The sequence below is a fragment of the Rhizobium laguerreae genome (genome assembly GCF_019778565.1).
Lineage (GTDB): Bacteria > Pseudomonadota > Alphaproteobacteria > Rhizobiales > Rhizobiaceae > Rhizobium > Rhizobium laguerreae.
In genome coordinates this window covers 591,364-616,729 of record NZ_JAAXQT010000001.1, presented here as the reverse complement: position 1 = coordinate 616,729, position 25,366 = coordinate 591,364, and the positions used below count along the sequence as shown (strand labels likewise).

Sequence of the window (25,366 nt, the reverse complement as noted above, 5' to 3'; positions counted from 1 at the left end):
ATTAGCGGACGATCGTCAGCGTCTCCGCCGCGCGCGTGATCGCGGTATAGAGCCAGCGTTCCCGGGTATCGCGAAACGCCCAGCTCTCGTCGAAGAGCACGACATCGTTCCATTGCGAACCCTGCGCCTTATGCACCGTCAGCGCATAGCCAAAGTCGAACTCGTCGTAGCGTTTGCGGGTGTTCCAGGGAATCTCGCCCTCGACATCCTCGAAGGCCTGCTTCAGCAGTTTGATCTTGGCAGCCCCGCGGTCCATGTCGTCGTCTTCGGGGCGAACGAGCAGATTGATGCCCGGCTTCGTCGTTTCCTTAGATGAGGTCATTACCTGCCAGAGCGAACCGTTGAGCAGGCCCTTGGCCGGATCGTTCCTGAGGCAGACGAGCTTGTCGCCGGTCTGCGGATAATCGGCATTGAAGCCTTTCAGCTCACGCAGGCGCTGATTGTAGCGCCGCCGCGTACGGTTGGTGCCGACGAGCACCTGGTCGGCATCGAGCACCAGCTGCTGCGTCACCTCGTTCTTCGAGATCACCTTGGCCGTGCCGTAATCGCCGTACATCACCTCATTGCCTTCGCGCACCTGCATGGCGAGCTTGATGATCGGATTGTCGCGCGCCTGCCGGTGGATATCGGTGAGCAGGTAGTCCGGATCCTGATTGGTGAAGTAGCCGCCACCGGTCACCGGCGGCAGCTGGCCGGGATCGCCGAGCACCAGGATCGGCGTGCCGAAGCTCATCAGATCCTTGCCGAGCGCCTCGTCCACCATCGAGCATTCGTCGACGATGATCAGCGCCGCCTTGGCGACCGGGCTTTGCCGGTTGATCGAAAACATCGGCGCGATCGAGGTCTTGCCTGTTTCCTCGTCTTCCACCGCCTCCTCGCCGCGCGGCCGGTAGATCAGCGAATGGATCGTCCGGGCGTTGGAGGCGCCGCGCGAGCGCAGCACCTGCGCCGCCTTGCCGGTAAAGGCGGCAAACAGCACGTCGCCATCGACATTCTCGGCGAAATGCTTGGCAAGCGTCGTCTTCCCCGTTCCGGCATAGCCGAACAGGCGAAAGAGCGGCGAGCGCCCTTCCTTCAGCCATTTCGAAACAGCCTTCAGGGCTTCGTCTTGTTGCGGCGCAAATTGCATGATCGCAGGACTTGGCAGGATTCGCGGGCTTTAGGCAAGGCGGAAAACGGCAAATCGCCCGGCCGGACAATCATCAGTTCCACTGCCGGTCCGCGCCACTGGCACACATCGACGGGTCCTGCCCCATAGCGTCGGTGAGAAAATCGAGAACCGTCTTGACGCGCAACGGCATGTTGCGCCGCGAGGGATAGACGACGGTAACCGGCAGCCGGCTCGGCTGGAAATCCCTCATCACGGGGACCAGCCGGCCGGCGGCGATATCGGGCATCGCGATGATATGCGAAAGCACCGCAAGACCCGCTCCAGCAAGGGCTGCCCGGTGGATGGCGACCGCATTGCAGGCGGTCAGTCGCGGCGAGATCCGGACCGATATGTCTTCCGAACCGTTCGAGAAGGACCAAGTATTGGCCTCGCCCGCCCTGTTGTAACACAGGCATTCATGGTCCTTGATCTCCTTCGGTGTGCGGGGGGCAGCCCTGCGCGCGAGATAGGCGGGCGAGGCGACGAGGAAGGCCGTCGTCCAGCCGATCCGCCGGCAGACGAGGCTGCTGTCGGCGACCTGGCCCAAGCGCACTTCGAGATCCAGGCGCTCCTCGATCATATCAGAGCCCTGCTCCCTGAAGATGAGTTCGACCGAGAGCTTCGGATGGGCGGCAAGAAGATCGCCGAGCCGCTCGCTGAGATAGAGGCCGAGTGGTGCTGGAACGCTGAGCCTGACCTTTCCCGAGGCCATGGTTCCGTCCGATCCGGCCGCATCGCCAAGCTCCTCAACCGCTTCGAGAATCCGCAGCGCCATCGGCAGCATCCGCTCCCCCTCTGCCGTCAGCGACAGGCCACTCGTCGTGCGATGCAGGAGGCGGGTGTTGAAATGGCCCTCGAGGGCTGCGACCTGTCGCGAGACGGCGGGCTGCGTCACGTCGAGATCGTGCGCCGCCGCCGAAAACGAACCCGTCTCCACGACGCGCTGAAAGGTCCGCAATGCCGAAACGATATCCATCCCCGTACCCTCATACTTTTGCGCATAGGCTTTATGCAGCCAGACTAAACGAGAATGGCTTTACAGTCCAGCAATTAAGGATATCTTCTATCCATAAGGATATTCAATATCCTTAATTAAAGGAGAGACACATGACTCAGCGACTGAACTACGCCCAACAGTCCCCCGAGCTTTTCAAGAAATTCATGGAATTCAGCATGGCGCTGAAGAGCAGCGTGATCGACGAGAAGCTGCAGGCCCTCGTCGAGATCCGCGCCTCACAGATCAATGGATGCGGCTTTTGCCTCGACATGCATGTGAAGCAGGCCAAGATCTACGGCGAGACGGAACTGCGGCTCTACCACGTCGCCATCTGGCGGGAATCGAACCTGTTCATCCCCCGCGAGCGCGCAGCCCTTGCCTGGACCGAAGCACTGACCGAGCTTTCCGAAGGCGGCGTTCCCGACGAGATTTACGAACGGGTGCGCGGCCAGCTTTCCGAGAAGGAAATCTCGGATCTGACTTTCGTCGTCATGGCGATCAACGCCTGGAACCGCGTCAATGTCGGCTTCAAGACCGTGCCCGGCACGGCCGACAAGGCCTACGGCCTCGATAAGGCTGGCCTGAACTAAACCGCGCAATTCATTGAGAAGATTCACCTTTGACGCTGCCGCACCACGACAGCGAACGGAGATCCATTATGAAAATCGTTGTCATCGGCGGAACCGGCCTCATCGGTTCAAAGACTGTCGAACGCCTGCGCAAACGCGGCCATGACGTGATCGCCGCCTCGCCGAACTCCGGCGTCAACACGATCACGGGAGAAGGACTGGCAGAGGCGCTCTCGGGCGCCGAAGTCGTGCTCGACCTCGCTAACTCGCCGTCCTTCGAGGATAAGGCCGTGCTCGAATTTTTCGAGACCTCGGGCCGCAATCTTCTCGCCGCCGAAAAAGCTGCCGGCGTCAAGCACCATATCGCCCTCTCCGTCGTCGGCACTGAACGTCTGCAGGAAAGCGGCTATTTCCGCGGCAAGCTTGCCCAGGAAAAACTGATCAAGGCATCGGGAATTCCCTACACCATCGTCCATTCGACGCAGTTCATGGAATTCCTCGGCGGCATCGCCCAATCGGGAACGGTCGGCCAGACGGTCCACCTGTCTCCGGCCTATGTGCAGCCGATTGCTTCCGACGACGTGGCGGACGCCATGGCGGACGTGGCCCTCTCTGCTCCGGCCAACGCGACGCTCGAGATCGCTGGTCCGGAACGGGTGCGCCTCAGCGAGCTCGTCGCCCGCTATCTGAAGGCCATGAAAGACCCGCGCACCACCGAGGCTGACGTCGAGGCGAGATATTTCGGCGCCAGACTGAACGACCAGTCGCTCGTTTCCGACGACAATCCGCGGCTTGGTTCGATCACCTTCGAGCAGTGGTTCGCAAACTCCACCCAGCCGACATGATTGACGTGCCCTCAAGACGCGACCGCTCGGGCGCGTCTTCCCCCGACCACCCAGCAACCACGGAGATTCCGATGATCAGAACATTTTTCCTCGCCGCCACCCTCGCCTTTCCGGCTGCCACCGGCGTCAGCGCCCATGACAGCAGCGAGTCTGCGAAGGTGACACTCGTCTATGAGCACGAGCTTCCGAACGTGCCGGGTAAGAGCATCAAGGGCGTGCTGGTCGAATACGGCCCGGGCGGCTTCTCCGAAGGCCACACTCATCCCGACACCGCCTTCATCTACGCCACCGTGCTCGAAGGGTCGATCCGCAGCCAGGTCAATGACGGCCCGGTCAAGGTCTATCAGGCCGGAGAGAGCTTCTCCGAAATGCCGGGCGACCGTCATGGCGTCAGCGCCAACGGCAGCGAGACTAAGCCCGCCCGCCTGCTCGCCGTCTTCGTCGTCGACACCAACCAGAAAGAGCTGACCTATCCGCTCAAGAAGTGACGATCGCATTACAGCGCCGCGCGTCTTTCAGACGCGCAAAGGACGCTGCAACACTTTGCATCTACGCATCGTGCTTTCCGAAAGTCGGTTCCGATTTTCGGGCCGATACAATACCGCCTGCGCAGGCCTGATGCTTGCGCAGGCGGCCGAGATGCTGAATCATGTGCGGCCTGCACCCCGGAGACAGAGAGATGATTGACGACGCCCTCTTCGGCAAACCTCTGATATCCCTGATAACAGTAGGATTTGCCGGTATCGTCGTCTGGCATCTGCTCTCCCGTCATCGGCCGACGACGCGGCTGGTGGTGCAGATCCTCTTCTTTGCAGTGATGACGCTGATCCTCGTCGGCAGCGGCATCGAACCCCACCGGTTTCAAGGATATGAGTCCGAGGATCCGCGGGCCCTGCTCGTCATCGTCGCAAAAACGCTCTGGTGGATCCATCTGGCATGGGCCGTCATCGGTTTCATCAGGCTCTATCTGGTGCTGGAGGGCAGTCCGCGAGAGGCTCGCCTGCTACAGGATCTGGTCATCGGCGTCGTCTATATCGGCATGGCCCTGTCGGTTCTGGCCTTCGTCTTCGGCGTACCGATCGGAACCCTCGTCGCGACCTCGGGCGTGGTCGCCATCATTCTCGGCCTGGCGCTGCAGAACACACTCGCGGACCTCTTCTCCGGCATCGCCCTGACACTCGGCCGGCCATACATCATCGGCGACTGGATCCTTCTCAGCGACGGCACCGAGGGACGCGTCGTCGAAAGCAATTGGCGCGCGACACACATCCTGACCAGCGCCAACAATGTCGTCGTACTGCCGAACAGTTTTCTGGCAAAGCTCGGCCTGACGAATGTCAGCCGGCCTGACGAGAGCCATCTCCTGATCCTCACCATCCGCATCGCCCCGACGCGGATGCCGGCATCGGTCCGGCACGTCATGGCAACGGCACTTGCGAGTTGTAATTCGATCGTGCGCGAACCGCCGCCGGTCGTCGCGCTGAAGGGACTGGATGCCACCGCACTTGAGGTCGAGCTGCAGTTTCGGGTGACGAGCCCGAGCCAGCGGGTGCCGGCGCGGAACGAGGTGCTCGATCTCGTCTATCGCCATTGCAAATCCGCCGGCCTGCTGCTGGCCATCCCGCCCTCGGCGACGGTGCTGACCGCCGATCTGCCGACGGAAGAAAGCGCAAAGCCGCCGAGCGTAACGCCGCTTGCCCTGATCGAGGCCATTCCGGTCTTTACGACACTAACGTCCGATGAAAAGCGCAGGCTCGCCGAAACCGCGACTGTCCGGGAGTTCCGCAAGGGCGATGTGATCGTGCGGGAGGACGAAATGCTCCCCTCACTGATGATGGTGCGCGCCGGCATCATCGCGGCGAGGAACGCAGGCGAGGAACGCGGACGGCTCGCGCCGGGCGACTTTTTTGGCGAGACCGGACTGCTCGCCGGCATGCAGGAAGTGTGCACCCTGGAGGCTCTGACCCCCGTGACCGCCTATGAAATCGACCAGGAGGCCTTCGCGCCGCTGCTAAGCGAACGCCCGGCGCTGGCGGAAGAAATCGCCGACCACCTCGCCAGCCGCGCCGAGCGTTTCCGCAATGGCGCCTCCTTGCCCCCGGAACATGCCCGCAGCGCCCATGCCATCCTGAAGACCATCAGGACCATCTTCAAGGCATAGAGACCGGCACGCCGCTCAGCCGGCGCGCTTGAGCACCCATTCGAACGTGCTTCGCCAAATGTCGGCCGGCACTTCCTCGGACAAGGTGCCGACCAGATCGGAAAGCCGGACGCGCCTCAGCGTATCGCGCCAGGCCTCGTCGGCTTCCCACATGATGCGGGCAACCGCGCAGGGCTTGCTGTCGCAATAACCGGCCGGCCGGCAGGGATTGTTCTCCCGGATGTTCGTACAGGTGAAGCTGCGCGCCTTCCCCTCGACCGCCTCGACGATCTCGAGAAAGTTGATATCCGAGGGGGTCTTGGCAAGCCTGTAGCCGCCACTCGGACCGAGCGTGGTCTCGACCAGCGATGCCTGCGAAAGGCTCTGCAGTGCTTTGGAGAGATATTCCTTCGGCAGACCATGAAGCTCGGCGAGCGCCTTGGTGGAAAGATACCTGCCCTCTGGCAGGCCCGCGAGAATGGCGCAGCAGTGCAGCGCCCACTCGACCTGGCTTTTCAGGATCATTCAGCAACTCGTGTGATAGCTGGTTCCGCCAATGGAATTAAGGATATATCATATCCGAAAGCAGCAGTGATGTAAATGACCTGCAAAAGCAGCGTGTTGCTGCCTGAACGGTGACGGCGTCGATCACCATTCAGCCGGCGTTCTCGCCCTCTGCCCCACTTCGCGCCTGCTCACTTTCAATTCCTGCGATCAGCTTGCGCAGCAGCGCCGCAAGCGCCTCACGCTCCTTTCCATCAAGAGCCTGCAGAAATGAGGATTCGCTCGCCATGTCGGTACGGAAGGCCTGTTCGGCGAGTGCCGCACCCGCCTCGGTCAAAGCCACCAGCACGCTGCGCCCGTCACGCGGCGATTTCTCGCGGCGGATCAGTCCCGCCTTCTCCAGCCGGTCAAGCCTGTGGGTCAGGCCTCCGGACGAGATCATCAGCGCCGAATACATCTCCGTCGGCGTCATCAGGTAAGGCGGTCCGGAACGGCGAAGCGTTGCGATCACATCGAATTCGCCGCGGTCGAGGCCAAAATCGGCAAATGTCGCTTCGATGCTGGGGCGCACCAGGTTGGATAGACGAAAGGCCCGCCCCAGGATCGCCATCGGCTCGGTGTCGAGGTCGGGCAGTTCCAGCGCCCATTGCCGGCGCAGCCGGTCGACATGGTCCTCCCTGGGGCAGTCCTCGTCCCCGGGGCGGCCACCGTCCCCTTTCGTTCCATTCATCATTCTCTGCCTCACATCACCACAAGAGAGACATACACCTTCCAACCGAGTCTCGGAAGATATCTTGACAGGAAGATAGTTTGCAAATATATCTTCTCGCGAAGATAGTTTTGCGTTCTAGACGGCACCAAGGGGAGGCACGTGATGTACAGGATTCTTCGCCACCAGGAAGTGCGACCCGATCAGAGCCGCACTGTCCGCTTCGAGGGCCGCGACCATGGCGGCGAGATATCGCTTTTCCTGGTCGACAACGAGCCCGGCCAAGGGCCCGCTCTGCATGTCCACCCCTATTCCGAGACATGGGCAGTCAGGAAAGGCGAAGCCGAATTCACCGTAGGCGACGCCAAGACCCGCGGCTTTCCCGGCGATATCGTCGTCGTGGCCGCCAACATTCCACACCGCTTTGAGAATGTCGGCACCGGAAGGCTCGAAATCGTCTGCATTCATGCCAGCGACACCATCGTGCAGGAATTTGTGTGAGGCAAAGCCCTCGCCTGGAAGACAAAGCCTGGAGACAAAGGAAGAGGAGAGAACTGCAATGTCGAAGATGATTTTCGTGAACCTGCCGGTGAAAGACCTTGCTGCTGCGACCCGCTTCTATGAAGCCATCGGCTGCAGCAAGAACGAACAGTTCAGCGATCACCAGGCGTCGAACATGGTTTGGACCGACGCCATTTTCTTCCATCTGCTGACGCGCGATTTTTTCGCGACCTTCACGCCAAAGCCTGTCGCCGAAGCGCAAAAGGCGAGCGAAGTGCTGATCGCGCTGACGATGGACAGCCGCGAAGAGGTGGACGCTATCGTCGAGGCAGCCGCAGCCGCCGGGGGCAAAGCCGATCCACGCGCGCCGACGGACATGGGTTGGCTCTACAACCGTGCCTTCGAAGATCCCGATGGCCATGTATTCGAAGCGGTGTGGGTCGACATGGCGGCAGCCTCCGCGTCAGGAGAATAGTGGCAAGCCGCTCGACGCGACATGTGCGGGCGAAAACGGGCTTCGGCCCACCTCGCCCGCCGCGAAAACTTTTGCTGCGCCTGGAATAAAACCACCGCGCCTCGTGTCTCATCTCAGGTAGCGCAAGATTGCGTGCCCAATCTGAGGAGAGACACCATGAAATCCGTGAAATTCCTATCCGTCGTGGCCGCCGCCGCCCTTGCCGCGACCGCTGCTTTCGCCGCTGCTCCCGTCAAGGAAGTCGACTCCGCCAAGGGCAAGGTGCTTGCCGGCGAAAACGGCATGACGCTCTACACCTTCAAGAAGGACGTCAAGGGCGTGTCCAACTGCTACGACGATTGCGCCAAGAACTGGCCGCCGCTGATGGCGGCTTCCGATGCCAAGGCCGATGGTGCATATTCGATCATCGATCGCAAAGATGGCACGAAACAATGGGCCAAGGACGGCATGCCGCTCTATTATTGGGTCAAGGACACGAAGATGGGCGACATCACCGGCGACGGCGTCGGCGGCAACTGGGATCTCGCCAAACCTTGATTGCAGGGGCCCTGATGCCAAGAGAGCCGGCATGAAGATACCCGCACCCGAAACCTTCGAGGGCCAGATCCTGGCCCTCCTGCCCTCGCTCAGGCGCTATTCGCGCAGCCTGACTCGTTCGGATGCCGATGGCGAGGATCTGCTCCAGGATTGCGTCGAAAAGGTTCTCACGCGCCGCGGCCAATGGCGCGGCCTCAACCTGCGCGGCTGGGTCCTGACCATCATGACCAATCTCTACCGCAACGGCCGGCGCGGCAAGACTCGCGATGGCCTTGTCGAGCTCGATGCCGCAGAAAATCTGGCCGTGCCCGAACCGCCGGCCGATCCGCTGGAACGTGCTCGGCTGGACGATGCGCTGAACAGCCTTTCGGAGGAACACCGCGCTGTGCTGATGCTCGTGGTCATCGAGGGATACACCTATGGCGAGGTCGCAGCCGCGCTCGATATCCCGATCGGCACCGTCATGTCCCGCCTGTCGCGCGCCCGCCGGCGCGTCGCCGAGCGATTGAAGGCCGACAACATCATTACGCTTCGGAGACCGAAATGAACGAGACCAATCCGAGCGTCACCGAAGCCGACCTTCACGCCTATGCCGACGGCCAGCTGCCGGAAACGGTGCGCGCCCGCATCGAGGCCTTCCTGACCGACAATCCCGACGAGGCGGCGATGGTCGCCGAATGGCAGGCGCAGAATTCAGGCATCCGATCGCTGTTTGCCCGTTATGAGAAGGCGAAGGACACCGATCCTCTGCTCGTCGTCCCCCCGCGCGCCGTTTCATCGGGAGCGAAACGCTGGGCGATCACCGCATCAGCCCTCCTCGTCTTCACGCTCGGCGCCGTCAGCGGCCATTATGGCCCCGCACTTCTGGAAAAGCCGGAACTGCAGCTTGCCGGCTCCGAAACCCTGCCAAAACAGGCCCAGACCGCGTTTACGGTCTATGCCGCCGAGGTTCGCCACCCTGTCGAGGTCTTCGCAAACGAGGAGGTCCACCTCGCCAGCTGGCTCGGCAAGCGCCTGGCAATCCAGAACCTCAAGATTCCGAACCTACAGCCGCTCGGCTTCAAGCTAGTCGGCGGCCGCCTGCTGCCGGTCGACGGCAGGCCGGGCGCGATGTTCATGTATGAAAACCAGGCCGGCGAGCGCCTGACCGTCATGGTCGGCCGCAACACGGAGAACCGCACGACGAGCTTCCGCTTCGCCTCATCGGGCAATCTTGAAACCTTCTATTGGATCGACGGCGAACTCGGTTATGCCGTGACCGGCGAAATCTCCCGCGAGACGCTGCGTCAGGTAGCCGAGGAGTGCTACCGGCAATTCCCGTCGTAGAGTAATTCCAGGAAAAGTGCGAAGCGGTTTTCCGTCCGGAATTACGTAGAAAACAAAGACTTAGAGCGGTTCTGCGCTTCCGTGAACAGCTGAACCGCTCTAAGGATCAGCGTGAGGGATCGTTGCCGAGCTCGATCGGCCGTCCATGCGGCGTCGCCTCCGCCGCCCGCTGCCAGCTCTGTTGCAGTGCCAGGATCGTTTCCGCATCGGCAATGCCGTTGTCGACGATAAGGTCGCAGAGTGCCCCCACCCAGCAGTCGAAATAGTCGCTGCCATCTTCGGCCCGGCCAGGCTTGTGCAATTGCGCGGAAAGCGTTTCAGCCCATTCGCTCCAGCTGAACAGGCCTTTTGCGTGCAGGTGCACGGTCATGGCGAAAGCTTCGGCCGCCCATGGCTCGGGAAAAACCGGCTCGCCCTCCGGCGACGTCGGCAGCCCGGACGATTGCGTCAGCGGCGACATTTCATGCCGGCTCAAGATAGCTCTCCCAAGCATCGATCGACACGGTCAGCGTGGGATCGGCATCTCCACCCCAAAGCTCCGCGCCGTCGAAAACGACCGTATAGAGCCATTGCGGGTTTTCGCCCTCGCCATGCGCATTGTCGTCAGGGAAGACGAAAGCACCCTGCACTGCCTCGACCACGCCTGTTTTGGCTCGGGCATAACGCGGCAGGCGCGTATGTGTTACTGGATTGAAATTCTTTGTCTTCACCCCTTCGCCGGCCACGAAGCGCGGCGCGGTCTTAACAGGACGATCGCAAGGCCCGCCCTTCGCAAGAACGCCGGGCACCATGTCCGCCTTCAGCACCCGCTTCGGAACGGCTCCTGGCTGCTGCGCATGACCGGACAGCAATTCCGCGCGAGTCGCAAAGCCATGCCGTTCGAGCAGCTTGTCGATGCCGCGGATCCAGATCTCGTAATAGCTGGCGGCGAGATAAGCGGCCGGCGGAATATTCTCGCGCGCGTGCCGGCTTTCGTCGATGGTCCAGGCGCCGAAAGCGCCGCAGGAAAGCGTGATGCCGAGCGCCCGCTTTTCCCATTCGGCATGGAAATAAGGCTCGTCCTTTTCGGGCGCGACAGGTCCGAACCCCATCTGCCCGCCGAGATCGTGCGGTCCGTTCATGTCAAGCTCTCCGGCTTGCCGGCAACGGCCGTACCGATCATCGCATCGCGGCTGACGAGGCCAGCGAGCGCCTGCTCGTCCATTCCGTCGGTCCCTTCGGGCCGCTCGGGAATGACGAGGTAACGCAGCTCCGCCGTCGAATCCCAGACGCGGACCTTCTTATCCTCAGGCAGCGTCAGCCCGAATTCGGCCAGCACGCCGCGCGGATCGATGACGGCGCGCGAACGATAGGCCGGCGCCTTGTACCAGACCGGCGGCAGGCCGAGCACCGACCAGGGATAACAGGAGCAGAGCGTGCAGACGACGAGATTATGGGTCTCGGCCGTATTGAAGACGGCGCGCATATGCTCGCCCTGTCGGCCGGTATAGCCGAGGCTGGCAATGGCCGCCGTCGCATCACGCTTCAGCCAGTCGGCGAAATCAGGATCGCTCCAGGCCTTGGCGACGACATGCGCGCCGTTCCTCGGCCCCACCTTCGTCTCGTAGGTCTCGACGATCGCGTCGATCGCTGCCGGATCGATGAGCCCCTTCTCCGTCAGCAGCGTTTCCAGCGCCTTCACGCGCGCCTGCATGTCGGAATAATGGTTGTCGTGATCATGCCCGTGGGCGTGCTCATGGTCGTCGTCATGGTCGTGCAAGGCGAAGCCCTCCCGAAACTGCCCGCTATTTCTAACAGATGCCGCAGGCCCGCCAAGCCCTTCTATGTCTCATGCGCTTTTCCGCTAATCTCCTGCCATGAACATTCTGATTCTCGGCGCAACCGGTTTTATAGGATCCGTCGTCGCGGCCCGGCTCGTCGCCGACGGCCACGTCGTGACCGGCCTCGGCCGCAATCCCGCGCGTGCGCGCCTGAAACAGCCGGCGATCGACTGGCGGCGCGCAGATCTTTCATGCATGACGAAACCGGCGGATTGGGACGAGATCCTCAAGAACCGGCATGTTGTCGTCAATTGCGCCGGCGCTCTGCAGGACGGCCTCTCGGATGATCTGTCGGCCACCCAGGCAGAGGCGATGCTGGCGCTCTATTCCGCCGCAAAACGCTCGTCGCGCCCGCTGATCGTGCAGATATCGGCAAGGACGACGGGAGCCGCTGGTGATCTGCCCTTCCTCGCTACCAAGCGGCGGGCCGACGAGGCGCTGGCGACAAGCGGTCTGCCTCACCTCATCCTGCGCCCTGCCCTCGTTCTCGGCCGCAATGCCCATGGCGGCTCGGCGCTGCTGCGGGCGCTTGGCGCCTTTCCCCTGGTGCTGCCGCTGGTCCATGCCGAAAGTCTGGTCGAAACGCTTTCGGTGGACGATGTGGCGAAAGCCGTGTCGCAGGCGGTCTCCGGCGGCATCTCCGGCGATATCGATCTCGCCGCCGACGAAGTTCTGACGCTCACCGATCTCGTCCGCCTTCACCGCCAGTGGCTCGGCCTGCAGCCAGCCCGTGTGTTTTCCCTTGCCCCCTGGCTTGCCAGGCCGGTGACGTGGCTGGCCGATATCGCAGGCCTCCTCGGCTGGCGTTCGCCGCTGCGCTCGACGGCGATGACTGTCATGTCCGAAGGCGTGCGGAGCTCGAAAACAGGGAGCAGCCTTGCCACAACACCCGCGGCAGCGACGCTCTCGGCCAATCCGTCCGGCGTACAGGATCTCTGGTTTGCCAGGCTCTATCTTCTGAAGCCGCTCGTCATATCGGGCCTATCCGCTTTCTGGCTGCTCTCAGGTTTGATCCCGCTGCTGACGCTGGAGAAGACATCCGCTCACTTCCTGCCGTTCATGCCTCAGGCCGCAGCCACGGCGCTGACGCTTGCAACCTGCCTGATCGACATCGCTCTCGGCGCCGCCGTCCTCCTTCGCCCGCTGGCGAAACGTGCCCTTCTCGGCATGCTGGCCGTGTCGTTCGCCTATCTTGCCGGCGCCAGCCTGCTCGAACCCGCCCTCTGGCTCGATCCGCTCGGTCCCCTCGTCAAGGTGCTGCCATCGATCCTGCTGACGCTCACCGCACTTTCCACGCTGGATGAACGCTGATGCTTGAGGAATGGCTGCTGCTTGCCCATGTCATCGGCGCGACCGTGCTCTTAGGCACCGGCGCCGGCATCGCCTTCTTCATGGTGATGGCGCACCGGACACGCGATCCCCGTCTGATCGCCCATGTCGCCAGCACGGTTGTCATCGCCGACACCCTCTTCACGGCCACCGCAGCTATTTTCCAGCCGGTGACCGGCTATCTGCTGGCCCGGTCGATCGGCTGGGACCTGTCGGAGGGATGGATTGCGCTGTCGCTGCTGCTTTATGTCGTGACCGGCCTGTTTTGGCTGCCGGTCGTCTGGATCCAGATCCGGCTGCGCGATCTCGCCCGTGCCGCAGCCACAGCGCGAAAGGCCCTGCCGCCGGCCTATTTCAGCCTTTACCGCATCTGGTTTGCCTGCGGTTTTCCGGCCTTCTTCGCCGTCATCGGCATTCTCTGGCTGATGCTCATGAAGCCGGCACTCACTCTATTTTAGCATCGGCCAGAGGCTTAGCACCAACAGCACCGCCATGCTGATATTGAACCATTTCAGCCGCACCGGATCGGAAAGCCATTCCCTCAGCGCCGAGCCGAAGCCGGCCCATGTCGAGACGCTGGGCACATTGACCGCCGCAAAAGCGAGACCCACGATCAGCACGCTCACCAGGTAGAGTTGCGGATTGGTGTAGGTCGCCATCGCGGTGACCGCCATCACCCAGGCTTTCGGGTTGACCCACTGGAAGGCGGCCGCCGCGAAGAAGGACATCGGCTCGACGCCGCTCCCGCCTTCGCTGAGCGAGCGCGACGAGGCGATCTTCCAGGCGATCCAGAGGAGATAGGCTCCGCCCGCAAATTTCAGCGCCGTATAGACCATAGGCACCGTGTGCAGCAGCGCGCCGAGCCCAAGGCCGACGCCGATCAGCAGCGAGAAGAAACCGACACCGATGCCGAACATATGCGGGATCGTCCTGCGGAAGCCGAAATTCACGCCCGATGCGAAGAGCATCATATTGTTCGGCCCCGGCGTGATCGAGGTCGTGAAGGCGAAGAGAACGAGGGCGAGAAATGTATCCAGCGGCATGCGACCTCCCGAAGCCAGCTTTCTGCGGCCTGTTTATTTAGGTCAGCATAACTGTCCTAAGTGGCCGATACCATTACATCATTGTCATGGTGACAGGATTACTTGAAAGATAAGAAATCGCCGCAATCTCCTGCAAAATGGAAAAGATCATGCAAGACAGCCGGATTCCGACAATCACCTTCCCGAACGGCGTAGAAGTGCCGGCGCTCGGCCAGGGAACCTGGGCGATGGGCGAGGATGCCGGCCATGCCAAAGCGGAGATCGAAAGCCTGAGGGCCGGCATCGATCTCGGCATGACGCTGATCGACACCGCCGAAATGTACGGCGACGGTGGCGCAGAAGAGATCGTCGGCCAGGCGATCAGGGGCCGGCGCGACGAGGTTTTCATCGTCAGCAAGGTCTATCCCTGGAATGCCAGCCTGACAGGCACGATCGAGGCGTGCGAGCGCAGTCTCGAACGGCTGGGCACCGATCGCATCGATCTCTATCTGCTGCACTGGCGCGGAGACCATCCGCTCGCAGAGACCGTCGCCGCCTTTGAAACACTCAAGGCATCCGGCAAGATCGGCGCCTGGGGGGTCTCCAACTTCGACACCGACGACATGGAGGAACTGCTCGGAGTGCCCGACGGCACCAAGGTCGCCGCCAACCAGGTGCTCTATAACCTTTCCCGCCGCGGCATTGAGTTCGATCTGCTGCCCTGGTGCCAGAGCCGCGGCATTCCTATCATGGCCTATTCGCCGATCGAGCAGGGAAATATCCTGCACCATCCCGAGTTGATCCGCATCGCCAAGGCCTATCAGGCAACGCCCGCCCAGCTGGCGCTCGCTTTCCTGCTGGAACGCGGCGGCGTCATCGTCATTCCGAAGACCTCGAATGCCGAGCGCGCAGCCGAAAACCGCGACTGCGTCTCGCTCGACATCACCGACGACGACTGGGATGCCCTCGACGCCGCCTTTCCACCGCCCACAAAGAAAAAGCCGCTGGAGATGCTTTGATCTCAGCGGTTTTCTCAATTATTGCAGCATCGGGCTTTGATTCCCGGGCTGTAATCCTTACATGCCCGGGCTGTAATTTTTACATGCCCTGCACGCCGCGGTTCATCGCCGCAATGCCGGTACGGCACACCTCGATGAGGCCGAGCGGCTTCATAATCGCCACGAACTGATCGATCTTCGATGATTTGCCGGTGATCTCCAGAATGAAGTGGCCGACCGTCGCATCCACCACCTTGGCATGGAAGGCATCGGCAAGGCGCAGGGTCTCGGCGCGCATCTCGCCCTCGCCGATCACCTTGACCAGCGCCACTTCGCGCTCGATCGGCCGATCCTGGCCAAGCTCGCGGGCGCGCACCGTCAGATCGACGACGCGGTGCACCGGCACGATGCGCTCGAGCTGCGCCTTGATCTGCTCCAGCACCTGCGGCGTCCCGCGTGTGACGACGGTGATGCGGGAAAGATGCGCCTGATGCTCGGTCTCGGAGACCGTCAGGCTCTCAATATTGTAGCCGCGGCCGGAAAACAGGCCGATGACCCGGGCAAGAACGCCCGGTTCGTTGTCGACGAGAACCGAAAGCGTGTGGCTTTCGACCGCCGCCGTTTCCGGCGAGATGAAATAGGCGGAGCCCGTGGGCTGTAGGTGTGCGTTCATGTTCTTAGTTCCTTCCCTGATCAGACGAGCGCGCGGCCCTTGGCGTCGATCGCATTGGCGACCGCTTCGTCGGTGGCTTCGTCCGGCAACAGCATTTCGTTATGGGCCTTGCCCGAGGGGATCATCGGGAAGCAATTGGCGAGATTGGCGACGCGGCAATCGAAGATGACAGGCTTTCTGACCTCGATCATCTCCAGAATGGTGTCATCAAGCGCATCCGGCTTTTCGCAGCGCAGGCCAACGGCGCCATAGGCTTCCGCCAGCTTGACGAAATCGGGCATCGCCTCCGTATAGGAATTCGAAAGGCGGTTGCCGTGCAGCAGCTGCTGCCACTGGCGCACCATGCCCATATACTGGTTGTTCATGATGAAGATCTTGATTGGCGCATCGTGCTGGATCGCCGCCGACATTTCCTGGATACACATCTGGATCGAGGCGTCGCCGGCAATGTCGATGACGAGGCTGTCGGGATGGGCGATCTGCACGCCGAGCGCGGCAGGCAGGCCGTAGCCCATCGTGCCGAGACCGCCCGAGGTCATCCAGCGGTTCGGCTGCTCGAAACCGAAGAACTGTGCCGCCCACATCTGGTGCTGGCCGACCTCGGTGGTGATGTAGGTATCGCGGTCCTTGGTGTGGGCGAAGAGCCGCTCCAGCGCATATTGCGGCATGATAACGTCATTGCTCTTCGTGTAGGCGAAGGAGTTGCGTGCCCGCCAGCGGGCGATATCGGTCCACCAGTCGTCCAGCCGACCCTTTTCCGGCTTCTTCGGCAGCGCCCTCCACAGGCGGACCATGTCTTCGAGGACATGGCCGACATCGCCGCGGATGCCGATATCGACCCGGACGTTCTTGTTGATCGAGGATGGATCGATATCGATATGGATCTTCTTCGAGTTCGGCGAAAAGGCATTGAGACGGCCAGTAATGCGATCGTCGAAGCGGGCGCCGATGCAGACCATGACATCGCAATCGTGCATCGCCATGTTGGCTTCGTACGAGCCGTGCATGCCGAGCATCTTCAGCCAGTTCTTGCCTGAAGCAGGATAGGCGCCGAGGCCCATCAGCGTTGAGGTGATCGGGAAATCGGTGAGCTCGACCAGCTCGCGCAGCAGCTTGGAAGCCTCGGGGCCGGAATTGATGACGCCGCCGCCGGAATAGATGATCGGACGGCGCGCATTCGCCATCAGCTCGATCGCGGCATGGATCTGGTTGAGGTCGCCCTGGATCTTCGGCTGGTAGCTCTTCTGGATCGCATAATCCGCCGGCGGCGTGTAGGTGCCGGTCGCAAACTGCACGTCCTTCGGAATATCGACGACGACAGGGCCTGGACGACCGGACTGGGCGATGCGGAAGGCCTCGTGAATGACGGCGGCAAGCTGGTTGACATCCTTGACCAGCCAGTTGTGCTTGGTGCAGGGCCGGGTGATGCCGACCGTATCGCATTCCTGGAAGGCGTCGGAGCCGATCAGTGGGGTCGGAACCTGTCCGGTCAGGCAGACGAGCGGGATCGAATCCATCAGCGCATCCTGCAGCGGCGTGACGGCATTGGTGGCGCCCGGGCCAGAGGTCACGAGCATGACGCCGACCTTGCCGGTGGAGCGGGCGTAACCTTCGGCCGCATGGCCTGCCCCCTGCTCGTGGCGGACGAGGATGTGCTTGACATCCTCCTGCTGGAAGATCTCGTCGTAGATCGGCAGGACGGCGCCGCCGGGATAGCCGAAAATATGTTCGACGCCGTTGTCCTTCAGCGCCTTGAGAACGATCTCCGCTCCCGTCATCCGATTGCCTGCCGCCTGATTGTCCGTGCTCATCTGTCTGTTCCGTTTGATGCTGGGATTGCGTTTGTGGCCGGAAGCCCGAATTTCGGGCATAAAAAAAGGCCCCTGAGGAGCCTGTCATCTAGCGCATGGGTGGCTATCGCCGGATGGTTACACCATCCTGCCCATGCGCTTTCCCACCACGATAAGAGCCGTTGCGATTTTCATGGTCGGAAGTGATAGACAGAAAATTTCGCAGCGTCAACGCATGCCGCAATAAAAACTGCCCCACGCCTGCATCCCCGAAAATCGATAGGATGAAGGATTTGTTAAAGGATCGACTTTATTCTTCTACGCTACCGCATGGAGTAGCCCCTTTGCTCAACAACGACTTGCGCACCTCTGGCAAGGCAGGCGAGCATGATCGCCGCGATGGCCATGCGCCGGGAAATCGCTTTCTCGGCCGCGTCGTTGCATGCAGCGGGTCGCGGGCGACGATTGCCGCCGTCGCCGAACAGGGCGGCACCGATCTGACCGAACTCTGGTCCGTGGGGCGGCTGATTTCGATCAGCGTCGGCCGCAACCGCGTCGTCGCGCTCGTCTATCAGATGAACACCGGCAGCCATGCCTGGGGCGAAGGCGAAGACAATATTTTCAAGATCGAGACCGAGCTGCTCGGCGAAGTCCGTGTCGACGAGGACGGACGCGAGGAATTCTCGACCGGCATCTCGCGTTATCCCTATCTCGGCGCCATCGCCCACCGCATCCGATCCGCCGACCTGATGCGCATCTACGATGCCGGCGAAGGTACGACCGCCGTCATCGGCAAGCTGACGCAGGACGAAAGCATCGATGCGGCGATCCACATCCCCTCGATGCTCTCCAAGCATTTCGCCGTCGTCGGCTCCACCGGTGTCGGCAAGTCGACGGCCGTGTCGCTGCTCCTGCACAAGGCGATCGCGGCGGACCCGAAGCTGCGCGTCCTGATCCTCGATCCGCATAACGAATTCGCCGCCGCATTTCCTCAGCACGCCGTCACCATCGATACCGATACGCTTGATCTGCCCTTCTGGCTGATGCGGCTGGAGGAATTCGCCGAAGTCGTCTTTCGCGGCCGCCCGCCGGTGCCCGAAGAGCTCGACATGCTGCGCGATATCCTGCCGGAAGCCAAGCGCGCCTTCCGCGGCAGCGACAATTCGCTGGTCCGCCGCACGACGGAAAAGAGTTCGATCACCGCCGATACGCCGGTTCCCTACCGCATGGCCGATCTGCTGGCGCTGATCGACGAGCGCATCGGCCGCCTGGAAGGCCGCTCGGAAAAGCCCTTCCTGCGGTCGTTGAAGATGCGCCTCATCGCTGCGATCAACGATCCGCGCTATCACTTCATGTTCTCCAACAACACGATCAGCGACACGATCACCGAAACCATCGCGCAGATCTTCCGCATCCCCGGCGAGAACCGGCCGATCTGCACCTTCCAGCTTGCCGGCATCCCCTCGGAGGTCGTCAATTCGGTCGCCTCCGTACTCTGCCGCATGGCCTTCGAGGTGGCGCTGTGGAGCGACGGCGCCATCCACATGCTCGTCGTCTGCGAGGAAGCTCACCGTTATATCCCCTCCGATCCGAGCCTCGGCTTCGTGCCGACGCGCCAGGCGATCGCCCGCATCGCCAAGGAAGGCCGCAAATACGGCGTCTCGCTCGGCATCATCACCCAGCGGCCGGGCGAGCTCGACCAAACGATCCTGTCGCAGTGTTCGACACTCTTTGCCATGCGCCTCGCCAACGACCGCGACCAGGAAATCATCCGCTCGGCCATCCCGAACTCGTCGATCTCGACGACGAGCTTCATCTCCTCGATCGGCAATGGCGAAGCGATCGCCTTTGGCGAGGCGATCAGTGTGCCGATGCGCATGCGCTTTTCCCGCGTCGACGAAAAGCTCCTGCCAAAGGCGAGCAGCGCCAACAGCAAGCAAAGCGAGGAAGATCCGGATACGGTCGATCTGCGCAAGATCGTCACCCGCATGCGGGCGGTGACCGTCGGACCCGACATTTCGAATTTCCAGCAGAACTATGCCGCGTCGGTGGCAGGTTTCGACGAGGCTGATGCAGCCGACGAGGATATCGACGCGAAGCCCTACCCGCCGCCCACCTCTTCCGTCGCGCCACTCGAATCCTACCGCCGCGAACTGCTGCCGCATACACCGCGGCTGGACCCGGCCACGTCACCCGCGATCGATCCCCGGTTGGATGCGCTCCGCCGCGAGATGCGCCGCGACGAGCCGGTCTTTCCCCGGCCGATACCGCCGGCGGATCAGCCCGCCGTCTCCCGCCGGGAGCCAGGCACGTCGCTGCGCGAAAGCATCCTGAAAAAACCGCTGAGCGGCCTCTACAACAAGGATTGAGGCTTCAGCTCGCTCTCCAATGCGATCAGAGGCTCGACGGCCTCGAGCACCCGTTGCCGGTCCATCGACCCGAGCGGCAACAGAGGGCGTGGGAGCTCTGCCCTGGCGAGTGAGAGAAGGTCGAGCAGCGTATAGACCACGCGAAGGCTTCCGAACTCTTTGAACGTTTTCCAGAGCGGCTGGAGGAGACCATCGAGCCGATGCGCCTCGCCGCCCTCGCCTGCAATCGCGGCCTTGCTCAGGGCAAGGGCGACGCGCGGAAGCACGCCGCCGATGACGCTGTACCAGGCGTCGGCACCTGAAAGCAGCGCTTCGGCCGCGCCCCAGTCGCCGCTGTAGCCGATCGCAAGCCTGGTCTTCTCTCGCAATGCCGCCAACTCGCCTGCGAAATCGCCGTCAGCAGGCAGAGGCATCTTCACGGCGCTGACCGTCTCGATATCGGATAGGCGCTGCAGAAGATCCCGGCTGAAGGTGAAGTGGGTCGTGCCGGGATTGTTGTAGATACAAAGCGGCAGTTTCGCCGCCTCGGTAACCGCCAGGAAATGCTCGTACGCTTCGTCCTGGGTCAGCGGCGTGTAGGACACCGGCGCAAGCAGAAGGGCGTCTGCACCGGCGACCTCGGCATCCCTTGCCAGGCTCCGAGCATGGTCTGTCCTCAGAGCACCGACGCCGACGACGAGGGGAATACGACCGCGAACGCACTCGACCGCAGCCTCGACGGCTCGCCGTCGTTCCTCGCGTGTGAGAAAGGCATAGATCCCGGTGCTGCCGAGAAGGCCTATCGACGTGACGCCTGCATCACACAGGCGTTCCAGCAGGCGGCCGAGGGCTTCGGTGTCGACCCGGCCATCTCTATCGGCGGGCGTGGGCGGAAAGGCCGAAAGACCATGAAACGGAGAAGCGATAGACATGATGAAAATCCGGTCAATGTGAGAACAGAAGGCGCGATCCGGCGCCCGCGAAGAAGACGGCAAGACTGCCCTCGATCCACCGCCGCGCACGGGCGTAGCCGCGCACCATCGGTGCCGTGGAGAAGAGCACGGCATAGCCGGCAAAAATCGAGATCCCCAAGAGCACGCAGCCGCCGAAGGCGGTGACGGCCATCTCCGGCGAAGCGCCCGGCTTGAGGCCGAGCGACATGATCGCCACCCAGGCCAGAACCGCCTTCGGATTGCCGAGATGCATCAGAACGCCGCGACGATAGAGCGCGCCGCGTTGCGCGGCAGGCCGCACGGCCTCGCTTGCCGGCCTATCCGGGGCGGCGGCCGAGCGGGCCGCTCTCCAGGCGAGCCAGAGAAGGTACAATCCGCCTGCGATCTTAAGGAACAGCAGGGCATGGGCATAGCGGACGAGGAGTGTCGAGATGCCGGTGACCGCGATCAGCCCCCAGCATGTCGACATCGTTATAACACCAGCGGCAAGGGCGAGCGCCGGTCGACGCCCTTGCCGCATCGCCACATTCATGATGGCCATATTGCTTGGTCCGGGACTGCCTGCAGCGATTGCGTAGGCAATGTAGACGACGAGAAGATCCTGGTAGACGACGAGAAGATCCTGCATTTACGTTTTTTTCCGAAGTTTGCGCCCGCACGCCCCACGAAGACGAAGAATGCCCCGTCGGGAACCGCCAATAAGCTTCCTTTTCTTCCAAAATTGGTTCATCATGAAGCGCCATTTTGAAGAATTTGTATAGACCATTTTGCGATGTCCAAACGGCGCAGCACCATCGAAATACCATCGCTCGAGGCGATCGATCGAACGGCCAATGTCGGTCGCCAGCTTGCGCAGGCCCTGCGGAACGCAATCGCCCGCAGTGAGCTGAGGTCGGGAGAACGCCTTCCTTCGACGCGTAGCCTTGCGGCTTCGCTGAAAATCGCGCGCGGCACTGTCGTCGAGGTGTTCGATCAGTTGACCGCAGAAGGCTATCTCGAAGCGCGGGTCGGAGCCGGAACCCGCGTTGCCGCTGATCTGATGGACGCGACGCCGGCCCGCCCGCCCACTCCGGCAGTGCCGTCTACTGCGGATGCTGTCGATCTGCCGTCCCAGGCGGCCCGGCTGATTTCCATCGCCCGTGCGCTCACCCCTCACCCGCCCGTTCCCTTCGCCATCGCCGTCCCGGCCTGCGGTATTGCGCCGGACGACAACTGGCGCCGTCTCGGCAATCGCGTGCGCGCGTCGCGACAGGCCGCCCCCTCGGGTTACCACGATCCTATGGGTTTGCTCGAACTCAGGTTTGCCATTGCCGACCACGTCCGCCGCGCGCGGGCCGTTCATTGTGAGCCCGAACAGGTCATCGTCACGTCAGGCACCCAGCAAGGCCTCTATATGGCAGGCCGGGTGCTTCTCTCGCGCGACGATCCGGTATGGGCCGAGGATCCGGCCTACCCCGGCCTGACGGCGGTGCTCGATGATCTCGGCGTCCAGACGCACCGCCTGCCGGTCGATGCACAGGGAATGAACGTGGAACGCGGCCTCGAGCTATGCCCGCAGGCGCGCGCCGCATTCGTGACCCCGTCGCACCAATATCCGATCGGAATGCCGCTCAGCATGGCTCGGCGCAATTCCTTGATCACCTGGGCCGACCAAAATCGCGCCTGGATCGTCGAAGACGACTACGACAGCGAGCTGCGTTATGCCGGACACCCGTTTCCCTCAATGCAGGGATTGCGTCCCTCACGCGTCATCTATCTCGGCACCTTCAGCAAGGTGCTCTTTCCCTCCCTGCGCCTCGGCTACGTCATCGCCCCTTCGCCACTCGCGGAAGCCTTTGCCGGCGCCCGTGCCATTCTCGACCGGCATTCGCCGACCGCCGAACAGCACGTTCTGGCGGCCTATATGCGGGAAGGCTATTTCGAAGCGCACATCCGACGCATCCGCGGCCTCTATGCCGAGCGCCGCGCTGTTCTGCTTTCGGCGCTCGATCGGGCCTTGCCTGAGGGCTGCCGCGTCCAGCAGAGCGACCAGGGCATGCATATTCTTCTATGGCTGCCCGAGGAGGTCGACGACGTGCAACTCGCAGCCCGCGCCCTCTCGGCCGGCCTCGCCGTGCGGGCGATCTCCCCGATGTATGCCACGCGGCCGGCGCGCCCCGGCCTGATGCTGGGCTTCGGCGGATTTCTGCCGGAACAGCTGCAGGCGGCGGTTAGCGAACTCGTCAAACTGCTGAGCCAGCAGATGTCTCAAGCAGGAGGCCCGCAATAAGCTGAAGCCTAAACCGTCAGCCGCTCCCAGCTGTCGTCCATCTGGTTGCGGAACCATGTCATTTGCCGCTTGGCATATTGCCGCGTCGCCGCAGCACCCTTCTCCAGTACCTCGCCGCGCGTTATCTCACCCCTCAGCATCGCCGCAATTTGCGACACGCCGATTGCCTTCATCACCGGCGTCTCGGCCGGCAGATCGAGCGCAAGCAGAGCCCGTACCTCGTCTTCTGCGCCTTGCTGCAGCATCTTTTCGAAACGCCCGTTGATGCGCTGGTGCAGCACTGCTCTGTCCGGCAGCACGACGATCTTGCGGGCCTCAGCCGCGTCGATGACCATCGGTCCCGACCGGCCTTGGAAATCGGCGATCGACCGCCCCGTCGCCTTTACTACCTCCAGCGCCCGGACGATGCGCTGCCCGTCCTGGCGGTTCAGGCTTGCCGCCATGGCGGGGTCGGCCTCGGCGAGTTCGATATAGAGCCCGTCCGGCCCCTCCTCCAGCAGCCGCGTCCTGAGTTTCTCCCGCAACACCTCCGGTATCTCGGGCATATCGGAGAGACCACCGGTCAGCGCCTTGAAATAAAGTCCCGTGCCGCCGACGAAGACCGGCAGCCGTCCTGCGTCCCTGAGCCCCGGTAATAGTGCCGAGACATCCCGCAGCCAGGCGCCGGTCGAATAGGCCGCAGCCGCCGGCACATGACCGTAGAGATGATGCGGCACGCCCTGCATTTCCTCTTCCGACGGCCGCGCGGTCAGCACCCGCAGCGTGTCGTAGACCTGCATGCTGTCGGCGTTGACGACCGCGCCGTCATGGCGCCTGGCCAATTCGACGGCGAGCGCGGACTTGCCGCTGGCGGTCGGCCCGGTTATCAGGATCGCGTTCACTGTGCTCAGAAGGTTTTCCATCATGGCCCTCGTTGCCACGCTTGTTGCCAATCCGTCAAATCCCGTGCTGACCCCGGAAACCGCCGAACGGGCGGCCGAGGCCGTGAACGCTTCCGGTCTCTATTGGCTTGCCGATGGCGTTGCCTGCGACATCGCGCTACGCGACGGCACCGATGCGCAAGCGGCAGAGGCCAATATCCTTGCCGTCATATCAAGCGCGCCCATCGACCTCGTTATCCAGAAGCAGGAGACCCGCCGCAAGAAGCTGCTGATCGCCGACATGGATTCGACGATGATCGGCCAGGAATGCATCGATGAACTCGCCGCCGAAGTCGGCCTGAAGGAGAAGGTCGCGACCATTACCGCCCGCGCCATGAATGGCGAGATCGCTTTCGAGCCTGCCCTGCGTGAGCGTGTCGCCCTGCTGAAGGGGCTGCCGATATCGGTCGTCGACGAGGTCATCGCCAAGCGCATCACGCTCACCCCGGGCGGCCTGGAACTGATCGCCACCATGAAGTCGAAAGGCCATTACACCGCGCTTGTCTCCGGCGGCTTCACCGTCTTCACCAGCCGCATCGCCGCCACCCTCGGCTTCGACGAGAACCGTGCCAACACGCTGCTCGAAGACGGCGGCATTCTCTCCGGCTTCGTCGCCGAACCGATCCTCGGAAAACAGGCGAAGGTCGATGCGCTGAACGAAATTGCGGCAAGCCTCGGCATTTCGCCGGAAGAAGCGATCGCCGTCGGCGACGGCGCCAACGATCTCGGCATGCTGCAGCTAGCCGGCTCCGGCGTTGCCCTCCACGCCAAGCCCACCGTCGCTGCTCAAGCGCAGATTCAAATCAACCACGGCGACCTGACCGCCCTGCTTTATATCCAGGGTTACCGCAAGACGGATTTCGCTTCACGATAGCCTCTTGAAATTTTACAAATTTGTACGTACAATTTTGTCGGATAAGACTGCCGCGGTTTCAATGGAACGACGAGAAGAACCGGACCAACAAGGCCAAGCATGGCGTTATCCTTCGAGACAGCGTGTCTGATCTGGAATGATCCGCAGTATCTTCTCATTCCGGACGCGGTCTATGACGGCGAACAAAGATGGCTGGCGATCGGCGTCGTGGGTTTGGTGACTGTACTGGTCGCCGTCCATATCATCCTCGGTGCCGAGGATGAAGAGACCGTCCGAGTGATCAGCGCTCGAAAGGCGACATCTCACGAGAGAAGACGATATGAGCAATCGACCCTTAACTGACGCGCAGCTCGCCGAACTTCGGGCACTGGAGAAGCTTCCCGAAGAGGATATCGACACTGGCGACATTCCTGAGATCACCGATGAACAGTGGCGCCTAGCTCGCAAGGCCAATTTGTACCGGCCGCTGAAGCAATCAGTGACTATCCGCCTGGATGCCGATATCCTAGACTGGTTCAAGAGCCATGCGGGCGGCCGCGGCTACCAGACGGACATCAATGCCGCGTTGCGCACCCACGTCGCTAGGTATCAAAAGAGGAGCGGCTGACCGCTCCTTC

At 62.3% G+C, this 25,366-nt stretch carries 30 protein-coding genes; 17 read left to right on the top strand and 13 right to left on the bottom strand.

Features of this window, described 5'->3' with window-relative positions; genetic code table 11:
• Position 1 precedes the first annotated feature (1 nt).
• On the bottom strand, positions 2 to 1,129 hold the full coding sequence (locus HFO71_RS02980; protein ID WP_003560862.1) for an ATP-dependent DNA helicase: 1,128 nt from the start codon (positions 1,127 to 1,129) through the stop codon (positions 2 to 4).
• A gap of 73 nt (positions 1,130 to 1,202) precedes the next feature.
• Positions 1,203 to 2,126 carry a LysR family transcriptional regulator gene (locus tag HFO71_RS02975; protein ID WP_151518735.1) on the bottom strand — a complete coding sequence of 308 codons (924 nt, stop codon included), beginning with the start codon at positions 2,124 to 2,126 and terminating at the stop codon, positions 1,203 to 1,205.
• Between the two features lie 131 nt (positions 2,127 to 2,257).
• Between HFO71_RS02975 and HFO71_RS02970 the strand changes: the two genes are divergently transcribed.
• From HFO71_RS02970 to HFO71_RS02955, 4 genes are all read left to right on the top strand, one after another.
• Entirely contained in the window at positions 2,258 to 2,737 is a 480-nt protein-coding gene (locus tag HFO71_RS02970) for a carboxymuconolactone decarboxylase family protein (RefSeq protein ID WP_132610141.1), read from the top strand.
• A gap of 68 nt (positions 2,738 to 2,805) precedes the next feature.
• The gene (locus tag HFO71_RS02965) at positions 2,806 to 3,561 is read left to right on the top strand and encodes an SDR family oxidoreductase (RefSeq protein WP_221987517.1); all 756 of its coding nucleotides are present in this window, start codon (positions 2,806 to 2,808) and stop codon (positions 3,559 to 3,561) included.
• A 71-nt stretch (positions 3,562 to 3,632) separates the two neighbouring features.
• On the top strand, positions 3,633 to 4,049 hold the full coding sequence (locus tag HFO71_RS02960) for a cupin domain-containing protein (protein ID WP_132610143.1): 417 nt from the start codon (positions 3,633 to 3,635) through the stop codon (positions 4,047 to 4,049).
• A gap of 191 nt (positions 4,050 to 4,240) precedes the next feature.
• Complete coding sequence (locus tag HFO71_RS02955) at positions 4,241 to 5,722, top strand: cyclic nucleotide-binding domain-containing protein (protein ID WP_077978736.1); 1,482 nt, start codon at positions 4,241 to 4,243, stop codon at positions 5,720 to 5,722.
• Between the two features lie 15 nt (positions 5,723 to 5,737).
• Here HFO71_RS02955 and HFO71_RS02950 read toward each other — a convergent pair whose 3' ends face one another.
• The gene (locus HFO71_RS02950) at positions 5,738 to 6,226 is read right to left on the bottom strand and encodes an RrF2 family transcriptional regulator (protein ID WP_077978737.1); all 489 of its coding nucleotides are present in this window, start codon (positions 6,224 to 6,226) and stop codon (positions 5,738 to 5,740) included.
• Between the two features lie 130 nt (positions 6,227 to 6,356).
• Positions 6,357 to 6,938: a MarR family winged helix-turn-helix transcriptional regulator gene (locus tag HFO71_RS02945; protein ID WP_132610145.1), complete on the bottom strand. Its 582-nt coding sequence runs from the start codon at positions 6,936 to 6,938 to the stop codon at positions 6,357 to 6,359.
• A 141-nt stretch (positions 6,939 to 7,079) separates the two neighbouring features.
• On the opposite strand from HFO71_RS02945, the gene HFO71_RS02940 reads away from it, so the two are divergent.
• The 5 genes from HFO71_RS02940 to HFO71_RS02920 all read left to right on the top strand — a co-directional run bounded on the left by HFO71_RS02940 (position 7,080) and on the right by HFO71_RS02920 (position 9,753).
• The gene (locus tag HFO71_RS02940; RefSeq protein WP_077978739.1) at positions 7,080 to 7,415 is read left to right on the top strand and encodes a cupin domain-containing protein; all 336 of its coding nucleotides are present in this window, start codon (positions 7,080 to 7,082) and stop codon (positions 7,413 to 7,415) included.
• A gap of 58 nt (positions 7,416 to 7,473) precedes the next feature.
• A complete protein-coding gene (locus HFO71_RS02935) occupies positions 7,474 to 7,890 on the top strand; it encodes a VOC family protein (protein WP_077978740.1) in 417 nt (138 codons plus the stop codon).
• A 156-nt stretch (positions 7,891 to 8,046) separates the two neighbouring features.
• Positions 8,047 to 8,427 (top strand): COG4315 family predicted lipoprotein, encoded by a 381-nt coding sequence (locus tag HFO71_RS02930; protein WP_077978741.1) that lies wholly within the window; start codon positions 8,047 to 8,049, stop codon positions 8,425 to 8,427.
• 31 nt (positions 8,428 to 8,458) lie between these two features.
• Positions 8,459 to 8,974 carry an RNA polymerase sigma factor gene (locus tag HFO71_RS02925; protein ID WP_026158763.1) on the top strand — a complete coding sequence of 172 codons (516 nt, stop codon included), beginning with the start codon at positions 8,459 to 8,461 and terminating at the stop codon, positions 8,972 to 8,974.
• Complete coding sequence (locus HFO71_RS02920) at positions 8,971 to 9,753, top strand: anti-sigma factor family protein (protein WP_168258936.1); 783 nt, start codon at positions 8,971 to 8,973, stop codon at positions 9,751 to 9,753. Before HFO71_RS02925 ends, HFO71_RS02920 begins: the two co-directional genes overlap by 4 nt.
• 106 nt (positions 9,754 to 9,859) lie before the next feature.
• On the opposite strand, the gene HFO71_RS02915 is transcribed toward HFO71_RS02920, so the two are convergent.
• From HFO71_RS02915 to nthA, 3 genes are read right to left on the bottom strand one after another with little or no spacing between them, the layout of a single operon-like run.
• Positions 9,860 to 10,228: a nitrile hydratase accessory protein gene (locus HFO71_RS02915; RefSeq protein ID WP_077978743.1), complete on the bottom strand. Its 369-nt coding sequence runs from the start codon at positions 10,226 to 10,228 to the stop codon at positions 9,860 to 9,862.
• Positions 10,215 to 10,874, bottom strand: coding sequence for a nitrile hydratase subunit beta (gene nthB / locus HFO71_RS02910; RefSeq protein ID WP_077978744.1), 660 nt, complete (start codon positions 10,872 to 10,874; stop codon positions 10,215 to 10,217). The genes HFO71_RS02915 and nthB overlap by 14 nt, the downstream gene beginning before the upstream one ends.
• The gene (gene nthA / locus HFO71_RS02905) at positions 10,871 to 11,512 is read right to left on the bottom strand and encodes a nitrile hydratase subunit alpha (RefSeq protein WP_077978745.1); all 642 of its coding nucleotides are present in this window, start codon (positions 11,510 to 11,512) and stop codon (positions 10,871 to 10,873) included. Before nthA ends, nthB begins: the two co-directional genes overlap by 4 nt.
• A gap of 97 nt (positions 11,513 to 11,609) precedes the next feature.
• On the opposite strand from nthA, the gene HFO71_RS02900 reads away from it, so the two are divergent.
• Together HFO71_RS02900 and HFO71_RS02895 are read left to right on the top strand one after the other, a co-directional pair.
• Positions 11,610 to 12,884 carry an SDR family oxidoreductase gene (locus HFO71_RS02900; RefSeq protein ID WP_168258935.1) on the top strand — a complete coding sequence of 425 codons (1,275 nt, stop codon included), beginning with the start codon at positions 11,610 to 11,612 and terminating at the stop codon, positions 12,882 to 12,884.
• A complete protein-coding gene (locus HFO71_RS02895) occupies positions 12,884 to 13,360 on the top strand; it encodes a DUF2269 family protein (protein ID WP_077978746.1) in 477 nt (158 codons plus the stop codon). The genes HFO71_RS02900 and HFO71_RS02895 overlap by 1 nt, the downstream gene beginning before the upstream one ends.
• Here HFO71_RS02895 and HFO71_RS02890 read toward each other — a convergent pair.
• Entirely contained in the window at positions 13,352 to 13,945 is a 594-nt protein-coding gene (locus HFO71_RS02890) for a LysE family translocator (RefSeq protein WP_077978747.1), read from the bottom strand. The genes HFO71_RS02895 and HFO71_RS02890 overlap by 9 nt on opposite strands.
• Positions 13,946 to 14,094: 149 nt before the next feature.
• Here HFO71_RS02890 and HFO71_RS02885 point away from each other — a divergent pair, with 149 nt between their 5' ends.
• A complete protein-coding gene (locus HFO71_RS02885) occupies positions 14,095 to 14,943 on the top strand; it encodes an aldo/keto reductase (protein ID WP_131666384.1) in 849 nt (282 codons plus the stop codon).
• Between the two features lie 79 nt (positions 14,944 to 15,022).
• Here the strand turns inward: HFO71_RS02885 and ilvN are convergent, their stop codons facing one another.
• Positions 15,023 to 15,595: an acetolactate synthase small subunit gene (gene ilvN / locus HFO71_RS02880; RefSeq protein ID WP_003560902.1), complete on the bottom strand. Its 573-nt coding sequence runs from the start codon at positions 15,593 to 15,595 to the stop codon at positions 15,023 to 15,025.
• Positions 15,596 to 15,615: 20 nt separating this feature from the next.
• Positions 15,616 to 17,406, bottom strand: coding sequence for an acetolactate synthase 3 large subunit (locus HFO71_RS02875; protein ID WP_012758226.1), 1,791 nt, complete (start codon positions 17,404 to 17,406; stop codon positions 15,616 to 15,618).
• A gap of 323 nt (positions 17,407 to 17,729) precedes the next feature.
• Here HFO71_RS02875 and HFO71_RS02870 point away from each other — a divergent pair, with 323 nt between their 5' ends.
• The gene (locus tag HFO71_RS02870; protein WP_077978748.1) at positions 17,730 to 19,754 is read left to right on the top strand and encodes an ATP-binding protein; all 2,025 of its coding nucleotides are present in this window, start codon (positions 17,730 to 17,732) and stop codon (positions 19,752 to 19,754) included.
• Here the strand turns inward: HFO71_RS02870 and HFO71_RS02865 are convergent.
• Positions 19,739 to 20,665 carry a dihydrodipicolinate synthase family protein gene (locus HFO71_RS02865; protein ID WP_168258934.1) on the bottom strand — a complete coding sequence of 309 codons (927 nt, stop codon included), beginning with the start codon at positions 20,663 to 20,665 and terminating at the stop codon, positions 19,739 to 19,741. The genes HFO71_RS02870 and HFO71_RS02865 overlap by 16 nt on opposite strands.
• A 13-nt stretch (positions 20,666 to 20,678) precedes the next feature.
• Positions 20,679 to 21,314: a LysE family translocator gene (locus HFO71_RS02860; RefSeq protein WP_168258933.1), complete on the bottom strand. Its 636-nt coding sequence runs from the start codon at positions 21,312 to 21,314 to the stop codon at positions 20,679 to 20,681.
• A 144-nt stretch (positions 21,315 to 21,458) separates the two neighbouring features.
• Here HFO71_RS02860 and pdxR point away from each other — a divergent pair, with 144 nt between their 5' ends.
• Positions 21,459 to 22,955 carry a MocR-like pyridoxine biosynthesis transcription factor PdxR gene (pdxR, locus tag HFO71_RS02855; protein WP_168258932.1) on the top strand — a complete coding sequence of 499 codons (1,497 nt, stop codon included), beginning with the start codon at positions 21,459 to 21,461 and terminating at the stop codon, positions 22,953 to 22,955.
• Positions 22,956 to 22,963: 8 nt separating this feature from the next.
• Here pdxR and miaA read toward each other — a convergent pair whose 3' ends face one another.
• The gene (gene miaA, locus HFO71_RS02850; RefSeq protein ID WP_168258931.1) at positions 22,964 to 23,860 is read right to left on the bottom strand and encodes a tRNA (adenosine(37)-N6)-dimethylallyltransferase MiaA; all 897 of its coding nucleotides are present in this window, start codon (positions 23,858 to 23,860) and stop codon (positions 22,964 to 22,966) included.
• On the opposite strand from miaA, the gene serB reads away from it, so the two are divergent.
• The 3 genes from serB to HFO71_RS02835 all read left to right on the top strand — a co-directional run bounded on the left by serB (position 23,859) and on the right by HFO71_RS02835 (position 25,356).
• The gene (gene serB, locus HFO71_RS02845) at positions 23,859 to 24,749 is read left to right on the top strand and encodes a phosphoserine phosphatase SerB (protein ID WP_168258930.1); all 891 of its coding nucleotides are present in this window, start codon (positions 23,859 to 23,861) and stop codon (positions 24,747 to 24,749) included. The two genes, miaA and serB, sit on opposite strands and share 2 nt — an antisense overlap.
• A 99-nt stretch (positions 24,750 to 24,848) precedes the next feature.
• Positions 24,849 to 25,091 (top strand): BrnT family toxin, encoded by a 243-nt coding sequence (locus HFO71_RS02840; RefSeq protein ID WP_245006854.1) that lies wholly within the window; start codon positions 24,849 to 24,851, stop codon positions 25,089 to 25,091.
• On the top strand, positions 25,069 to 25,356 hold the full coding sequence (locus tag HFO71_RS02835; protein WP_206987760.1) for a BrnA antitoxin family protein: 288 nt from the start codon (positions 25,069 to 25,071) through the stop codon (positions 25,354 to 25,356). Before HFO71_RS02840 ends, HFO71_RS02835 begins: the two co-directional genes overlap by 23 nt.
• Positions 25,357 to 25,366 lie beyond the last annotated feature (10 nt).

Excerpts from the sequence above, each read along its gene's own strand:
- HFO71_RS02980 (WP_003560862.1), bottom strand. The coding sequence starts at position 1,129 with ATGCAATTTGCGCCGCAACAAGACGAAGCCCTGAAGGCTGTTTCGAAA.
- HFO71_RS02975 (WP_151518735.1), bottom strand. The coding sequence starts at position 2,126 with ATGGATATCGTTTCGGCATTGCGGACCTTTCAGCGCGTCGTGGAGACG.
- HFO71_RS02970 (WP_132610141.1), top strand. The coding sequence starts at position 2,258 with ATGACTCAGCGACTGAACTACGCCCAACAGTCCCCCGAGCTTTTCAAG.
- HFO71_RS02965 (WP_221987517.1), top strand. The coding sequence starts at position 2,806 with ATGAAAATCGTTGTCATCGGCGGAACCGGCCTCATCGGTTCAAAGACT.
- HFO71_RS02960 (WP_132610143.1), top strand. The coding sequence starts at position 3,633 with ATGATCAGAACATTTTTCCTCGCCGCCACCCTCGCCTTTCCGGCTGCC.
- HFO71_RS02955 (WP_077978736.1), top strand. The coding sequence starts at position 4,241 with ATGATTGACGACGCCCTCTTCGGCAAACCTCTGATATCCCTGATAACA.
- HFO71_RS02950 (WP_077978737.1), bottom strand. The coding sequence starts at position 6,226 with ATGATCCTGAAAAGCCAGGTCGAGTGGGCGCTGCACTGCTGCGCCATT.
- HFO71_RS02945 (WP_132610145.1), bottom strand. The coding sequence starts at position 6,938 with ATGATGAATGGAACGAAAGGGGACGGTGGCCGCCCCGGGGACGAGGAC.
- HFO71_RS02940 (WP_077978739.1), top strand. The coding sequence starts at position 7,080 with ATGTACAGGATTCTTCGCCACCAGGAAGTGCGACCCGATCAGAGCCGC.
- HFO71_RS02935 (WP_077978740.1), top strand. The coding sequence starts at position 7,474 with ATGTCGAAGATGATTTTCGTGAACCTGCCGGTGAAAGACCTTGCTGCT.
- HFO71_RS02930 (WP_077978741.1), top strand. The coding sequence starts at position 8,047 with ATGAAATCCGTGAAATTCCTATCCGTCGTGGCCGCCGCCGCCCTTGCC.
- HFO71_RS02925 (WP_026158763.1), top strand. The coding sequence starts at position 8,459 with ATGAAGATACCCGCACCCGAAACCTTCGAGGGCCAGATCCTGGCCCTC.
- HFO71_RS02920 (WP_168258936.1), top strand. The coding sequence starts at position 8,971 with ATGAACGAGACCAATCCGAGCGTCACCGAAGCCGACCTTCACGCCTAT.
- nthB (WP_077978744.1), bottom strand. The coding sequence starts at position 10,874 with ATGAACGGACCGCACGATCTCGGCGGGCAGATGGGGTTCGGACCTGTC.
- HFO71_RS02900 (WP_168258935.1), top strand. The coding sequence starts at position 11,610 with ATGAACATTCTGATTCTCGGCGCAACCGGTTTTATAGGATCCGTCGTC.
- HFO71_RS02895 (WP_077978746.1), top strand. The coding sequence starts at position 12,884 with ATGCTTGAGGAATGGCTGCTGCTTGCCCATGTCATCGGCGCGACCGTG.
- HFO71_RS02890 (WP_077978747.1), bottom strand. The coding sequence starts at position 13,945 with ATGCCGCTGGATACATTTCTCGCCCTCGTTCTCTTCGCCTTCACGACC.
- HFO71_RS02885 (WP_131666384.1), top strand. The coding sequence starts at position 14,095 with ATGCAAGACAGCCGGATTCCGACAATCACCTTCCCGAACGGCGTAGAA.
- ilvN (WP_003560902.1), bottom strand. The coding sequence starts at position 15,595 with ATGAACGCACACCTACAGCCCACGGGCTCCGCCTATTTCATCTCGCCG.
- HFO71_RS02875 (WP_012758226.1), bottom strand. The coding sequence starts at position 17,406 with ATGAGCACGGACAATCAGGCGGCAGGCAATCGGATGACGGGAGCGGAG.
- HFO71_RS02865 (WP_168258934.1), bottom strand. The coding sequence starts at position 20,665 with ATGTCTATCGCTTCTCCGTTTCATGGTCTTTCGGCCTTTCCGCCCACG.
- HFO71_RS02860 (WP_168258933.1), bottom strand. The coding sequence starts at position 21,314 with ATGCAGGATCTTCTCGTCGTCTACCAGGATCTTCTCGTCGTCTACATT.
- pdxR (WP_168258932.1), top strand. The coding sequence starts at position 21,459 with ATGTCCAAACGGCGCAGCACCATCGAAATACCATCGCTCGAGGCGATC.
- serB (WP_168258930.1), top strand. The coding sequence starts at position 23,859 with ATGGCCCTCGTTGCCACGCTTGTTGCCAATCCGTCAAATCCCGTGCTG.
- miaA (WP_168258931.1), bottom strand. The coding sequence starts at position 23,860 with ATGATGGAAAACCTTCTGAGCACAGTGAACGCGATCCTGATAACCGGG.
- HFO71_RS02840 (WP_245006854.1), top strand. The coding sequence starts at position 24,849 with ATGGCGTTATCCTTCGAGACAGCGTGTCTGATCTGGAATGATCCGCAG.
- HFO71_RS02835 (WP_206987760.1), top strand. The coding sequence starts at position 25,069 with ATGAGCAATCGACCCTTAACTGACGCGCAGCTCGCCGAACTTCGGGCA.